Origin of the sequence: Asanoa sp. NPDC049475 (genome assembly GCF_040676915.1) — a bacterium.
GTDB lineage: Bacteria > Actinomycetota > Actinomycetes > Mycobacteriales > Micromonosporaceae > Asanoa.
Window position 1 is genome coordinate 431632 of sequence record NZ_JBFAPY010000002.1, and the last position, 12818, is coordinate 444449.

14 protein-coding genes and 1 pseudogene are annotated in these 12818 nt (G+C 71.5%); 6 read left to right on the forward strand and 9 right to left on the reverse strand.

Features of this window, described 5'->3' with window-relative positions:
• The first annotated feature begins 300 nt into the window (after positions 1-300).
• The gene (locus tag AB0J88_RS08195; protein WP_364347125.1) at positions 301-513 is read left to right on the forward strand and encodes a hypothetical protein; all 213 of its coding nucleotides are present in this window, start codon (positions 301-303) and stop codon (positions 511-513) included.
• Here AB0J88_RS08195 and AB0J88_RS08200 read toward each other — a convergent pair.
• The gene (locus AB0J88_RS08200; RefSeq protein WP_364347123.1) at positions 510-1160 is read right to left on the reverse strand and encodes a hypothetical protein; all 651 of its coding nucleotides are present in this window, start codon (positions 1158-1160) and stop codon (positions 510-512) included. The genes AB0J88_RS08195 and AB0J88_RS08200 overlap by 4 nt on opposite strands.
• 259 nt (positions 1161-1419) lie before the next feature.
• Between AB0J88_RS08200 and AB0J88_RS08205 the strand changes: the two genes are divergently transcribed.
• Together AB0J88_RS08205 and nudC are read left to right on the forward strand one after the other, a co-directional pair.
• Positions 1420-2649, forward strand: coding sequence for a hypothetical protein (locus AB0J88_RS08205; protein ID WP_364347121.1), 1230 nt, complete (start codon positions 1420-1422; stop codon positions 2647-2649).
• A 21-nt stretch (positions 2650-2670) separates the two neighbouring features.
• Positions 2671-3540, forward strand: coding sequence for an NAD(+) diphosphatase (gene nudC, locus AB0J88_RS08210; RefSeq protein WP_364347119.1), 870 nt, complete (start codon positions 2671-2673; stop codon positions 3538-3540).
• 37 nt (positions 3541-3577) lie between these two features.
• Here nudC and AB0J88_RS08215 read toward each other — a convergent pair whose 3' ends face one another.
• Positions 3578-3964: a nuclear transport factor 2 family protein gene (locus AB0J88_RS08215; RefSeq protein WP_364347117.1), complete on the reverse strand. Its 387-nt coding sequence runs from the start codon at positions 3962-3964 to the stop codon at positions 3578-3580.
• Positions 3965-4032: 68 nt separating this feature from the next.
• Between AB0J88_RS08215 and AB0J88_RS08220 the strand changes: the two genes are divergently transcribed.
• Positions 4033-4617, forward strand: coding sequence for a TetR/AcrR family transcriptional regulator (locus tag AB0J88_RS08220; protein WP_364347115.1), 585 nt, complete (start codon positions 4033-4035; stop codon positions 4615-4617).
• A gap of 18 nt (positions 4618-4635) precedes the next feature.
• Here the strand turns inward: AB0J88_RS08220 and AB0J88_RS08225 are convergent.
• The 5 genes and pseudogenes from AB0J88_RS08225 to AB0J88_RS08245 form a co-directional block, all read right to left on the reverse strand.
• A pseudogene (locus tag AB0J88_RS08225) lies at positions 4636-4792 on the reverse strand (ADP-ribosylglycohydrolase family protein); the annotation flags it as partial.
• Between the two features lie 47 nt (positions 4793-4839).
• Entirely contained in the window at positions 4840-5769 is a 930-nt protein-coding gene (locus AB0J88_RS08230) for an NAD(P)-dependent oxidoreductase (RefSeq protein WP_364347113.1), read from the reverse strand.
• Positions 5770-5820: 51 nt separating this feature from the next.
• Complete coding sequence (locus AB0J88_RS08235) at positions 5821-6612, reverse strand: NAD(P)H-binding protein (protein ID WP_364347111.1); 792 nt, start codon at positions 6610-6612, stop codon at positions 5821-5823.
• A 10-nt stretch (positions 6613-6622) separates the two neighbouring features.
• Entirely contained in the window at positions 6623-7387 is a 765-nt protein-coding gene (locus tag AB0J88_RS08240; protein ID WP_364347109.1) for an SDR family NAD(P)-dependent oxidoreductase, read from the reverse strand.
• 116 nt (positions 7388-7503) lie between these two features.
• The gene (locus tag AB0J88_RS08245; RefSeq protein WP_364347107.1) at positions 7504-8055 is read right to left on the reverse strand and encodes a TetR/AcrR family transcriptional regulator; all 552 of its coding nucleotides are present in this window, start codon (positions 8053-8055) and stop codon (positions 7504-7506) included.
• Between the two features lie 118 nt (positions 8056-8173).
• On the opposite strand from AB0J88_RS08245, the gene AB0J88_RS08250 reads away from it, so the two are divergent.
• Positions 8174-10345: an MMPL family transporter gene (locus AB0J88_RS08250; protein ID WP_364347105.1), complete on the forward strand. Its 2172-nt coding sequence runs from the start codon at positions 8174-8176 to the stop codon at positions 10343-10345.
• 100 nt (positions 10346-10445) lie between these two features.
• Positions 10446-10715: a hypothetical protein gene (locus AB0J88_RS08255; RefSeq protein ID WP_364347103.1), complete on the forward strand. Its 270-nt coding sequence runs from the start codon at positions 10446-10448 to the stop codon at positions 10713-10715.
• Between the two features lie 136 nt (positions 10716-10851).
• Here the strand turns inward: AB0J88_RS08255 and AB0J88_RS08260 are convergent, their stop codons facing one another.
• Both AB0J88_RS08260 and AB0J88_RS08265 read right to left on the reverse strand, forming a co-directional pair.
• Positions 10852-12246, reverse strand: coding sequence for a hypothetical protein (locus AB0J88_RS08260; protein WP_364347101.1), 1395 nt, complete (start codon positions 12244-12246; stop codon positions 10852-10854).
• Positions 12243-12734, reverse strand: coding sequence for a SigE family RNA polymerase sigma factor (locus AB0J88_RS08265; protein WP_364347099.1), 492 nt, complete (start codon positions 12732-12734; stop codon positions 12243-12245). Before AB0J88_RS08265 ends, AB0J88_RS08260 begins: the two co-directional genes overlap by 4 nt.
• Positions 12735-12818: the final 84 nt, after the last annotated feature.

The following is a 12818-nucleotide window of genomic DNA, read 5'->3' on the forward strand; positions in this document are numbered from 1 at the left end:
GGTGGCCGGCCTGGCCTTCGCTGCGGTGGACATCGCGCACGGACTGCACGTGGTGCAGTTGAACCTGTGCAACAGCGGCTGGGCCGGCTGCTACACCGGCCGCGCGGTCGATCCGGGTGCCGCCGTCTCCTTCCAAGCCCGCCGTCGACCGGCGCGTCGGCGACCCGATCCGGTGCCGCGACGGCGAGCCGTACGGGATCGGGCTGCTCGTGAGACGGCCGACCGATCGCGTCGCGCGCGGGGGCACGTACCCCGTGCAGGATCTGATCGCGCCGGCAGTGCCGGCACTTCTTCACCACGGTGGCGGCGGCGTTCCCGGGCCGGGTGGTCGTCGGCGGCGACTTCAACCTCGGAAGCCTGTCGACCTGCCTGCCGAGCGCCTACGCGGACGGCTCGGACGGCGGCCTTCAGCACGTGGCCGTCGCCGGCGCGGGTGGACCGAGCTGGCGCACCGTCATCGACATGGCCGGCACGACGGACCACCCGGCGCTGTCGGTGACGCTGGCAGGCTAGACCAGCTTGCCCAGCACGCCTTCGAGGGTGCCGGGCTTGAAGTCCTTCACCTCCACCTCGTCCGGGGTGTACCCGCGCTTCTTGAGCCAGTGCTGGAGGTTCTCCAGGTCGTCCCTGGTCGCGATGTGACGCCGTGTGACGCCGTTGCCGACGTACACCTTCGTGTCGCCAGTCTCCTGGGCGATGATGAGCCTCATGTCGTCCTCCGGGAGTCGGCGGCGGTCCACGAACGGGTTGTAGCGGCCGATGCTCTTGGCGATCCAGTCGGTGCGGACCGACTCGTGAATGTGGTCGAAATGGTCGTCGGCATCGGCGGGCTGCCAGTCGTTGCGGACGCTGTAGCTCTTGGCCCGCCAGATCAGATACTTCGTCCACGGCCGTCGACCGGCTTTGCAGTCCTCGAGCCACCGTTTGAACAACGTCGCGCAGTCGACGCCGCCAATGCCGTCCATGTAGTCGATCGCGCACACCACATAGCCGTCCGGTTTCGGTGGCAGCGCATCCGGCCACGCCGTGAACGAGAACGGCGTGTGGTCCTCGGGAAACGAGCTTTCCAAATGGGAGGCGTTGGTCTGGATTCCGCCTTTGGTGAGTTTCAGCGCGGGAACACCGACCACCGCGTTCGGGTGAGCGGCCTTGAGCAGCACCTTGGTCTCGGCGATGGGGCGGGCGTCCCGCCATGGCCGGCCATCTTGGACCCATTTGTGGAATGCGGCAGTGGCCACGGGACCTCCTTCGCCTCGAGACAGAATGCGCGGCGCTGACCGGTGTGGCAACCACCATCGGCGGTTCGTCGGGCGCCCCGTCCACCGATCTCATTAATCCCAATGAGGGACAGTCGCGGCGAATTCGAATTCCCCATGAAAATGGGCCGACTAGTCTGGCTGCGCCGGCGAAGGAGTGGAGATGGCCGATTCACCAAAGGTGCCACCGCAGCGGCGATCCGCGGCACCGCCTGTCGCCCTCTTCCTGCCCGGGATCCGCAAGTCGCCACGCAACTCGGCGGCCCGCGTCGCCGAGTTGATCGCCATCAAGGCCAGCAAAGGCCCCGGCACGTACGCGGCACAGGAGCTCCCCAGCGCCAGCAAGCGCATGACCGAGGGCCGACGGATCGTCGACGCGTCCGGCGGCGTGGTTCTCGACATCTACACCGTCGACTACCATGCGGCGCTGGACCTGCCCGACGCGTCCGGCACCGGCGTGACACAGAGCCTGCGCCGGTTCGGAAGGGCGCTGGGGCATCTGCTCGGCGCCGTGCTCATGCTGCTGTCGGCCCGCAAGCGCGCGAAGTCCACCGTGGCCAAGCTCCAACTCGTCATCGGGCTCGGCGCGGTGGTCCTGCTGATGCTGTCCGCGGTGTTCACCGGGCTGGCGATCCTGGTCGCGCTCGGCATCTGGAACGAGCCCGACGTCCCGGACACCGCCGCGGACGCGCTCGCGCTCGGCGGCACCGCCCTGACGACGTGGCTGTTCTTCAGCGTGCGGCCCGCGGTCGCCCGCGGTGCCAAGCTGCTCGAGCAGGTGCTGGCGTACGCGCAGGACGAGCGGCACGCCGCCGGCGTCACCGGCCTGGTCGACAGCGCCCTCGACGACCTGCTGGAGAAGGACCCGGGTCGGAAGGTCCACCTCGTCGGCTACAGCATCGGCGCGCTCATCGCGATGGACTTCGCCTTCCCGCGCCGGTCGTTGGCGCAGCCGCTGGACCCTCGCCACCGCACGTCCGTCGCCGGCCTGGTCACCATCGGCTGTCCGCTCGACTTCGTGCGGCTCTACTTTCCGACCTACGCCGACGACCGCGAGCAACGCGTGCCGGACCTGCCGTGGACGAACATCTACATCCCGGCCGACATCCTCGCCTCGAACATGGTGGACGGCGACGACTACGGGTACGCCCCGGCGGGGGAGCAGGGTCGCGACGTCGTGACGGTGGCAGGTGCGCGGCCCGTGTGCCGTCGCTACACCAGCCAGACGCTGACCTATCGCAACGTCTGGACGCGCACCGGCCTGCTGACCCACGCCGGCTACTGGGACGATCCCGAGCGCGAGAACTGCCTGCACCTCGTCATGCGCCAGATCTGCCCGTCGACGCTCGCGGACGCCGCGCCCGAGCCCGTTGCCGGCGGTTGGCCGCGATGACACGTGGGGGAGGATCCCCACATGAGCTTGGCCTATACCTCGACACCGGGCGACCGGGCGGCGCGGCTGCGGGCCGACCCCGAGTGGGTCGCCGAACGGTTGCGTGCCGGCGATACCCGGATCATCCCGATGTGGCGTGACCGGCCGCTGCTGACGGCCGACGGTCTCCCGGTCACGCTGGACGTCGGCGCGGCACCGGGGGAGACCGCGCTGCTGAGCGTCGACGGGACGACGGCCGTCTTCGCCGCCGACCTCAGCGGCGTCGACGAGGCCGAGGCGCTGCGCCTCACGGCCGCACACGCCACCGCGGACCTGCGGAGTCTGGCGAGCGCGTTGCCAGATCCGGTGCTGGCGACCTTGGCGTACGCGCGCGGCCTGCTCCACTGGAACCGCCACGCCCGGTTCTGCGGCTCGTGCGGCGGCCGGACCGAGAGCGGCCAGGCCGGCCATGTCAGGATCTGCACCGGCTGTGGGCGCGAGCTGTTCCCGCGCATCGAGCCCGCGATGATCGTGCTGGTCGAGCGGTCGGACCGGTGCCTGCTCGCCCGCCACGCCGGCGCCGGCCCGGACGGCTTCTCCCTGCTGGCCGGTTTCGTCGAGATCGGCGAGAGCCTCGAGGGCGCGGTGCGCCGCGAGGTCGCGGAGGAGGCCGGCGTGACGGTCGGCGCGGTGACGTACCGGGGCTCGCAGGCGTGGCCGTTCCCGGCCGGCCTGATGATCGGGTTCCTCGCGACGGCCACCTCCGACGCGATCACGGTGGACGGCGAGGAGCTGCTGGAGGCCCGCTGGTTCACCCGCGCCGAGGTCGTCGCCCGCATCGTCGACGGCCCAGGCTCAGGCCCGGTGGACTCCATCGGCGGCCACCTGCTGCGGTCGTGGGCGGGTCTGTAGCGCTCAGCGCATCTCTTGGGCCGCTGAGACAGGGTGGTCAGGACGCCGGCTCCGAGCGGGTCAGCATGTGCGCTTCGCGCATCCGGCCGTCTGCGGCGAACCGGCCGAAGAAGTGCACGTCGAGCGCGAAGCGACGGCCGCGGTCCTCGACGTGCATGGTGTAGCGGGCGGCGATCCGATCCGCCTGTGCCACCGCCTCGTGCACCTCCAGCCGGGTGCTGGGCCGGCGTTTGCGGATCGGCCGGGTGTGTGCGATCAACTTCTCCCGGTCCATCCGGTGACCGTCGGCGACCTGGACGACGTCGGGGGTGTGGAACCGGTCGACGATCGCCGCGGCGTCCTCGTCGCTGTGCAGGATCGCCTGGCCGAACGAGGAGAAGAAGTCGAAGACGAACCGCTTCGGGTCCGCGCCGAACACCGTCATGCCCCACCTCCGCTATCTTTGACACCTGTAAGATATCCACGATCGCCAACCTTTACAAGGTGTAAAGATTGCCCAATCACCGATCCGACGCCCGGCGCCGTCGACTGTCCATCCTGGATGCCGCCGTCGAGCTGCTGAACGCCCCGACGGACCCCAGCCTGGAGGCCATCGCCGCGGCGGCCGGCGTGACCAGGCAGACGGTTTACGCGCACTTCCCGTCCCGTGAGGTGCTGCTGGCCGCCGCGCTGGAGCGGGTGACCGCCGAGGCGATGACCGAGCTCGACGCGGTGGACCTCGACGCCGGCCGCGCGACCGACGCCCTCCTGCGCCTGCTGGACACGAGCGCCCGCGTCGCCGCCCAGCACCGGCTGCTCTTCCAGCGCACCACGGCCGTCCCCGTGACCCCCGCGCAGGACCAGGAGCGCCACGAGCCGGTTGCCGCCCGGCTCAACCGCGTGATCAGCCGCGGCCAGCGCTCCGGCGAGTTCGACGACCGGCTGCCCGCGGGTTGGCTGGCCACCCTCACCATCCGGATCGGCCACGCCGCCGCGGAGGAGGCCGACGCGGGCCGGATGTCTCGCACCGACGCGGCCGCGGCACTCCGGGTCAGCCTCCTGCGCCTGCTCGGAGCATCGTCATCCGACGAGCAGTGAGCAGTGGTGACGCACTCCCTAATAGGTGGGCACCGGCTCGCGGCTCCGAAGCCACGCCGGCGGCACGCGTCGCGACGATCCCGCCGACGATGGCCGCGGTGGTGTCGACGTCGCCGCCCGCCTCGACGCAGGCCGTGACCGCGGCGGCGTAGTCGTCGAGATGCGTCGCGGCGACCCCCGTTGCCCATGGACCCGCTGCCGTCGAACGCGGCCCATCGACGGTTAGGCGGCGACCCAGGCCCGGAACCCTTCCCGCCAGCTCGGGTAGCGCGGCTCCCAGCCCAGCTCCGCCCGCGCCTTGGCGTTGGAGCAGCCGCGGGCCTCGGTCATCTGCGTGACGACGAACTCGCCGGCCAGCACGCGGCCCAGCCAGGCCGGCACCCGCATCGGCGGTTTCGCTCCCGTCAGCTCGGCCAGGTACGGCAGCCACTCCGAGACCGGCGCCGGCTCGTCGTCGGCGACGTTGTAGACGCCCGGCGCGCCGCGTTCGACCGCCGCCTGCGTCGCCGCCGCGCCGTCGCTGGTCTCGATGAACGACCAGACGCCCGTACCGCCGCCCACCACCGGCATCTGTCGCTTCCGGACGGCGGTGAGCATCGGGTCGACGGCGGGATCGCCGCCGTAGAACGTGCCGTAGCGCAGCACGACGCCCTCCGGCACCGCGCGCGGCACGGTCGTGTCCACGTAGCGGATCGCGGCCATCGCCTGTGCCGCCGAAGGGACCGGCCGCGGGTCGAGGTCGTCCTCCTCTGTCTTCACCGGGCCGCCGGAGCGCGCGTAGACGAAGTTGTGGCCCTGCGCGACGACCCGGCGGGTGCCGGCCCGCTCGGCGGCGGCGAGCAGGTTGTCGGTGCCGCGCGTACGCAGCTCGTTGGTGGCCGCGAACTCCTGGTCGAGCTTGCGCAGGCTGTGTGCGTTGGCCAGCGCGGTCATCTGGTGCACGATCACGTCCGGCGCGGCGGCCACCACCGCCGCGATCACCGCCTCGCGGTCGAGGCCGTCCACGACCACCGGTTCGGCGCCCGCTTCCCGAAGCCTGTCGACCTTTTCCTGCGTACGCGTGGTCGCGGTGACCTGATGCCCCGCACCCACCAGCCCTGGCACGAGGTGCTGACCGAGTGCGCCGGTCCCGCCGGTGACGAAGACTCGCATGGGGTCCGCTTTCCCGTCACGCACCGCGTCAACCGGCCCCTGCGTCAGGTTTTATGCGATGTTTGTCGGGTTCCAGGGAGCCGGGACGGCCGGGTGGCCGGTGAGCTCCAGAACGGCGTCGGAGGTCCGCGACCACCGGCCCTGGCGGATCGACGCGAACATCGAGCAGTAGGCGTAGACCCACCACGGCTCCTCGCCGAGCCGCGCGAGCGTCGCCGCGAACTCGGCGGGGCTGGCGTCGGCATAGCCATATCCGGCCGCCTTCGCGACCTCCGCGACCGGCAGGCTCTCCGGCCCGGTCACGTCGTGGTGGCCGTTGGTGGGCTCGCGCATCGCCAGCGCGGCCAGGCACCGCGCCACGTCGTCGCGGGCGACCAGCGAGATCCGGCCGTCGCCGGCGGGCAGCGCGACCGAGTCGGTGCCGGCGCTGGCCTGGCGCAGCAGGTCGAGGAAGAACTCGGCATAAAGACCGGCCCGGGCGATCGAGTACGGGATGTCGCCGGCCCGCAGGAGCCGCTCGGTGTCGCCGTTGGTGAACGCGTAGCAGAACGGCGAGTCGAGCGCCACGTCCAGCCCGCTGAGCAGCACGACGTGCTCGACCCCGCGGTCGGCGGCAGCCGCGAGGACGTTGCGGTGGTGCACGACCACCCGGGCGGCCTCGCCGTCGCTGGACACGAACACGAGCCGCCGCACGCCGTCGAGCGCGGCGCGCAGGGCGACCGGGTCGTCATAGGGCGCCGTGCGGCTCGACAACGCCACCACCTCGTGCCGACCCGACTCGGAGAGCAGCCGCACCACCTCGCCGCCGACCCGGCCGGTGCCACCCGTGACAGCGATTCTCATCCGTATAGAACTACCAGGCGCTGGCGCCGCCCTCGACGGCGTAGTTCGCGCCTGTGATGAAACCCGCCCGGTCCGAGGCCAGGAAGACCGCGAGCTCCACGACCTCCTCGGGCTTGGCGAACCGCTTGAGCAGCGTCTTGGCGGTGATCGCGTCGCGGGCCGCCTGGTTGTCGCCGAGGTCGCGGTCTGCGGCCGGGGTCAGTGTCGGGCCGGGGCTGATCGTCACCGCCCGGATCCCCACCCTGGCGCCTTCCAGGGCCAGCTGGCGGGTCATACCGATGATGCCGGCGTTCGCCGCGCAGTGACCGACCATCGGCGGGTTCTCGCCGGCGATCATGCCGGCCATCGAGGCCGCGTTGATGATCACACCGCCGCCGCGCTTGACCAGGTGCGCCCACGCGTACTTCGAGACGAAGAACGGGATGTCGAGCTCGCCGGCGATCGTGTAGCGCCAGTCCTCGACCGAGAAGTCGGGCATCGGCCCGAAGCGCAGCGCGGCCGCGTTGTTGTAGACGACGTCGAGGCCGCCGTACGCGCCGGCGGCCTGCTCCACGAACCGGTCGACCTGCTCGGGGTCGGTCAGGTTCACGGGTGCGACGCCGGTCATCTGCCCGCCGGCGCGCCGGACGAGCTCGACCGTCTCGTCGTTGCCAGCGACGTTGAGGTCGCAGCCGACCACCTTCGCTCCCTCGCGGGCGAAGGCCAGCGACGCCACGCGCCCGATGCCGCTTCCGGTGCCGGTGATCAGCACTACCTTGTCGTCGAGAGTCGCCATCGTGGTGCTCAGTCCTCCCACTCGCGGCCCGGGGGAGCGCCTTCGCACCACGCTACGCCGGCCGTCGGTGGCGGCGGATCGAACGTGTGTTTCTGTGGCGGGCGGGGCAGGAGGAGCTAACGGCGCACGGCCAGCACGAGCTCGGCCGACTCGAGCAGGGTCTGGCGCACCAGGGAGTCGGGCACGTCGCCGAGGGTCGCGCCGGCGGTCAGGGCCACGCGGAGCAGGTCCAGCACGACGACCGCGCGGATTCTGGCCACTTGCGACGGTGCCGGGCCGGCGAGCCAGTCCCGCAGGCGCCGGTTGGTCTCCACCACGTCGTCGATCAGCGGTGCCAGCGCCGGCAGGATGCCCGCCGTGTCGCGCAGGAACAGGTTCGCGACGGTACGGTGCGCCAGCAGCGTGTCGACGCACCGGCACAGGGTCCGCCGCACCGTCTCGGGGGAGTGCGGGCTCGCCTCGGCCGCCAGGACGACCTCGCGCCACTGGGTGAGCAGCGGTTCGACGACCGCGACCAGCAGATCCTGTTTGGACGCGTAGTGGTAGTAGAGCGACGCCTTGGTGATGCCCACCCGGTCGGCGATCTCCCGGAGGCTCGCCGTCGCGTACCCCCGGTCGGTGAAGAGAGCGAGCGCCTGCTCGCGAATCCGGTCGCGGGTCGCGTCCACCTGTCACCCTCTTCGCTCAGCCGGCTCTCAGCGCGGCCCGGCGAGAATAACGGGCGGCGCGGGGTGGCGCACCCGGCGTACGCTCTGTCACCTACCGTCCGGCAGGTTGGGGGGAACGATGTTCGAGCGGTTGGGGCGCTTCGTCGTCTACAAGCGATGGTGGGTGATCGTCGCCTGGTTGGCGGCCGCCGCGGCCTCGGTGGTCTTCGCGCCGTCGCTGGTCACGACGTCCGACCAGGCCAACTTCCTGCCGAACAGCTACGAGTCGATCCGGGCGACCGAGATCTCGCAGGGTGCCTTCGGTTCGTCCGACGGCGCCACCGCGACCGTCGTGGTCAAGCGCTCCGACGGCGGTGAGCTGACCGAGGCCGACCAGGCCACCGTCGGCCGGCTCGCCGAGGCGATCTCCGCGGCCGGCATCGACAAGGTCACGGGCGCCGTCACCGCGCCGCAGGCCGTCTCGCCGAACCGGCTCGTCCAGCTCGTCACCGTCGGTCTCGGCGACAACCCGCAGGACCCGGCGCTGACCGCCGCGATCAGAGAGATCCGCACCGCCAGCGACCCGGTGCTCGCCAACACCGGTCTCGAACGCCTGGTCACCGGCGACATCGCGATGTACGCCGACAACGAGGACGCCTTCAACGACGCGCTCGTCATCGTCGGTGCGGCCACCCTGATCCTGATCGTCGTGCTGCTGCTGATCATCTACCGCAGCCCGCTCGCCGCGATCCTGCCGCTGATCACGGTCGGCATCGTCACCGTGGTCTCCACCGGGCTGATCGCCACGATGGCCGACGTGTTCGGCATGGACGCCGACCCGTCGATCGAGATCATTCTGACCATCGTGCTGTACGGCGTCGGCACCGACTACATCCTGTTCCTGCTCTTCCGCTTCCGGGAGCGGCTGCGCGCCGGTGACGAGACGAAGCCGGCCCTCGTCACCTCGGTGCACCGCGTCGGCGAGGTGATCGCGTCCGCCGCCGGCGCCATCGTGATCGCGTTCCTCGCGCTGCTGCTCGCCGTCTTCGGCGCGTTCCGCAGCCTCGGCCCGGCGCTGGCCATCGCGGTCGTGGTGATGGGCCTGGCCGCGGTCACGCTCGTGCCGGCCATCGTGTCGCTGTTCGGCACCGCCGTCTTCTGGCCGTCCAAGAGCTGGAAGCGCACCCCGAAGGGCACCACCTTCCAGCGTCTCGGCCGGTTCACCGGCCGCCGGCCCGCGGTCGTCGCGCTGGTCTCCGGCGGGTTGATGGTCGCACTGGCGGCGGGCGCCCTGTTCATGAAGACCGACTACGACCAGAACGCCCAACTGCCCGGCGGCACGGAGTCGGCCGAGGGCTACGAGGCGTTGCAGGCCGGCTTCCCGGCCGGCGCACTGGCGCCGACGCAGGTCATCCTCCAGGCCGACGGCGACGGCCGGATCGACGCGGCCTCGCTGCCCGCCGTGGCCGACCGGCTGCGCGCCGTGGCGGGCGTCGGCAGCATCATGCCCGGCCCGCAGGGCAGCCCGGCGACGCTGAGCGAAGACGGCTCGGTCGCGCGGTTCGACCTGCTGCTGGCCGGCAGTCCGTACTCGAACGAGGCCCTGGCGCTGGCCGGTGGCGAGCTGCGCGACGTGGCGCACGCGGCGGCGCCGCCGGGCACCCGCGCCTACGTCGGCGGGCTCAGCTCCGTCTTCGCCGACATCAAGGACGCCAACGACCGCGACCTGCGGGTCATCTTCCCGGTCGCCGGCCTGCTGATCGCGGTGATCCTCGCGCTGCTGCTGCGCAGCCTGGTCGCGCCGCTCTACCTGATCGTCGCGGTGGTCCTCGGCTTCTTCTCGACGCTCGGCGCCACCGTGATCGTCTTCCAGGGCCTCGCCGACCGGCCGGGCCTCTCCTTCTCGCTGCCGATCATTCTCTATCTGTTCGTGGTCGCCATCGGCACCGACTACAACATCCTGATGATCGCCCGGCTCCGCGAGGAGGCACGGCTCGGCAACGACCCGCGCACCGCCGCCGATCTGGCCGTCGAGCACGCCGGCCCGTCCGTCGGCGCGGCCGGCCTGATCCTCGCGGGCACGTTCGCCTCGATGCTGCTGGCCGGCGTCTCGTTCCTGATGGAGATGGGCTTCTCGGTCTCGGTCGGCATCCTCATCGCGGCGTTCGTGATGGCGATGTTCCTGGTGCCGAGCGTGACGGCACTGGTCGGCCGCCGCGCGTGGTGGCCGGGCCATGGCGACACGGCCGCACCCACCACCGTGGAGGTCGACCGAGCCCCGGACGAGGCGGTGCTGGCGGACCGGCCATAACCCTGGACGGCGCCGATGGGACGCATTGACAAGTGTCGCGGAACCTGGGACACATGTCAGGTCCATCGGCGCCTTCTAGGAAAGAAAGGCTGTATCCGACATGAATTTCCTCTTCGCCGTCATCATCGGCGTGGTCGTCGGGGTGGTGGGTGGGTTCGCCCTGCGGGGCCGGCAGCCCAACGCCGTGTGGCTCGCACCCGCGCTCGCCGTCGCCGGCGCACTGATCGCCGCGCTGCTCGCGTTGATGTTCGGCGACGACCGTGACTACGGCTGGAAAGAGATCACTCTGCAGATCGTGCTGGCCATTGCCGGCGTGGCCGTGACCTACTTCCTCGGCACCCGTAAGCCCTCGGCGACAACCGCTCCGTGACGACCGTGGCGGCCCGAGCCATCGGGCCGCCACTCCTCCGAGCGTGGCATCAAGCCGACCGGGGACGTCGCCGCCCGGACCGTCTGACCGCGTGCCGACGCCGCGGCGCTTGGTCACCGCGGCGTCGGCGTGACGATCACCAGGTGTTGACCTCGAGGTCGATGCCGAGCGGCGGCTCCGGGGGCATCGTCGCGGTGGTCAACACGCTTCCGTTCCGGTCGAGGGCCTCGAAGGTGAGGTCGGGAGCGTCCGGCGCGTCGACGACCGCGGCCTGGCCGCTCACGTCCGCCGTGTCGATGACCGCGCCGGCGCGTATCGCCCGCACCCGGGTCGCGCCGTCGGGCACGACGACGAGTACCGACACGCTCTCCCCGAGCCGGACGGGCAGCGCGGCGTCCGGGTCCTTCGGGTCGGCGGGCAGCATGCGCCGCACTCCGGTGCCGATGCTGCCATTCGGTTGCTCGGCCGCGTACCGGATGTCGACGGCCAGGGACCATCTGTCGCGTATCCACGGCGCCACCGTCATCACGGCACGGCCGTCGAATGAGACGCTGTTGTCGGGCTGTGCTCCGGTGATCTCGCCACCCCACACGACGCGGGCCGGACCGGTCGCGAGGTTGCGGCCCTCCCAGGTCGCGGAGTGGAGGGCGTCGCGGGCCGCGGTTTCGTCGACCGGGCCGCGGGCGCCCCGCAGTGCGGCGTCGACCTGGTCGTCGGTCAGCGGCTCCTCGCCCGGGATCGGTCTGGCCGGCCCGGCCTCCTTCACGACGCCGGCACACACCACGCGCCACCATTCGGAGCGTTCGGTGTCGCGGGTGCGCAGCACGTAGGACCCGGTGGGCTCCGGCGTCCACACGTCGAGCGCGGGCAGGGGCGCGCTCTCGACGACACACTCGGCCGGAGCCACCGCGAGGGCGACATCGGCGACCGCGTTGCTGTCCTGGCCGCCGAAGTTGGTCAGCTCCGAGAACGGATCGAGCCCGTCGCCGAGGGCGGCAGTCGACGCGCTGACGAGTTCCGCCGCCGAGGCGCCCGGCGGGGCGGTGAACCAGCCGCTGGCGTTCGTCCACTGCCTGACCGGGTCCGGCGTCGCGAGGTGGAACGCCACGAACGCGACCCGCGCCCGATCGACGTCGTCGAGATAGATCACGTTGACCTCGGTCACCGGGGCGTTCATCCGGTACGCGCCCGCGCGCTGCTGTTCCAGGGCGAGGCGAGCCACCTCGTCGACGTAGGCCGGATTGGCCTCGCCGAACGCCCCGCGGACCGGGGAGAGCCGAAGCCGGTCGCCCCACTCGTTGATGCCCTGGACGGTGGTCTGGTCGGTGATCGTCGAGCCACCCCGGTCGGGAAGCAGGGGGAGGGTGGTCGCCACGACCGCGATCAAGGCGAACGCGGCGCCGGCCGAGACCGCACGCCGCTTCCGGACCCGCGAGCGCCGCGCCCGTAGCCGACCGTACGGGTCAGGTGCCGGCCGCACCTCGTCGGCGAGGTCGACGAGGGCCGCGTGAACGCGTTCGTCCACGGTCATCGCTGGTTTCCCTTCATGAGTTCCTGGTCGCCGAGGGCGACGCGCAGCCGGGCCAGGCCGCGGGACGCGTGGCTCTTCACCGTGCCGACCGGCCAGCCCAACATGGCCGCGACGTCGGCTTCGGGCAGGTCGTCGAGATACCGCAGGACCACCACCACCCGCGTACGCGGCGGCAGTGCGCGCAGCGCCGCGACCATGGCCTGGCGCCGCACCACCCGGTCGGCCGGGTCGTCGCCTCCGTGCTCGGGCAGCGAGGTGCCGACGTGCTCACGCGAGCGGACCCGGTGCCACAGACTGATGTGCTGGTTGGCCATGGTGCGGCGCAGGTACGCGAACGGCTCGTCCACCCTGCTCCAGCGCCGCATGACCTTGAGCAGCGCGGACTGCACCAGGTCCTCGGCGTCGTGCGCGGAGCCCGTCAGCAGGTACGCGATCCGCAACAGGTCGGCGTACCGCAACTCCACGAACTCCCGGAAATCCTCCGCCACCCGTGCTCCCTCTCGGCCGTCGCTACCTTCACGACCCGGGCGGCACCGGAAACGTTGCGGGTCAGTCCGACATTCTCGTGGCGA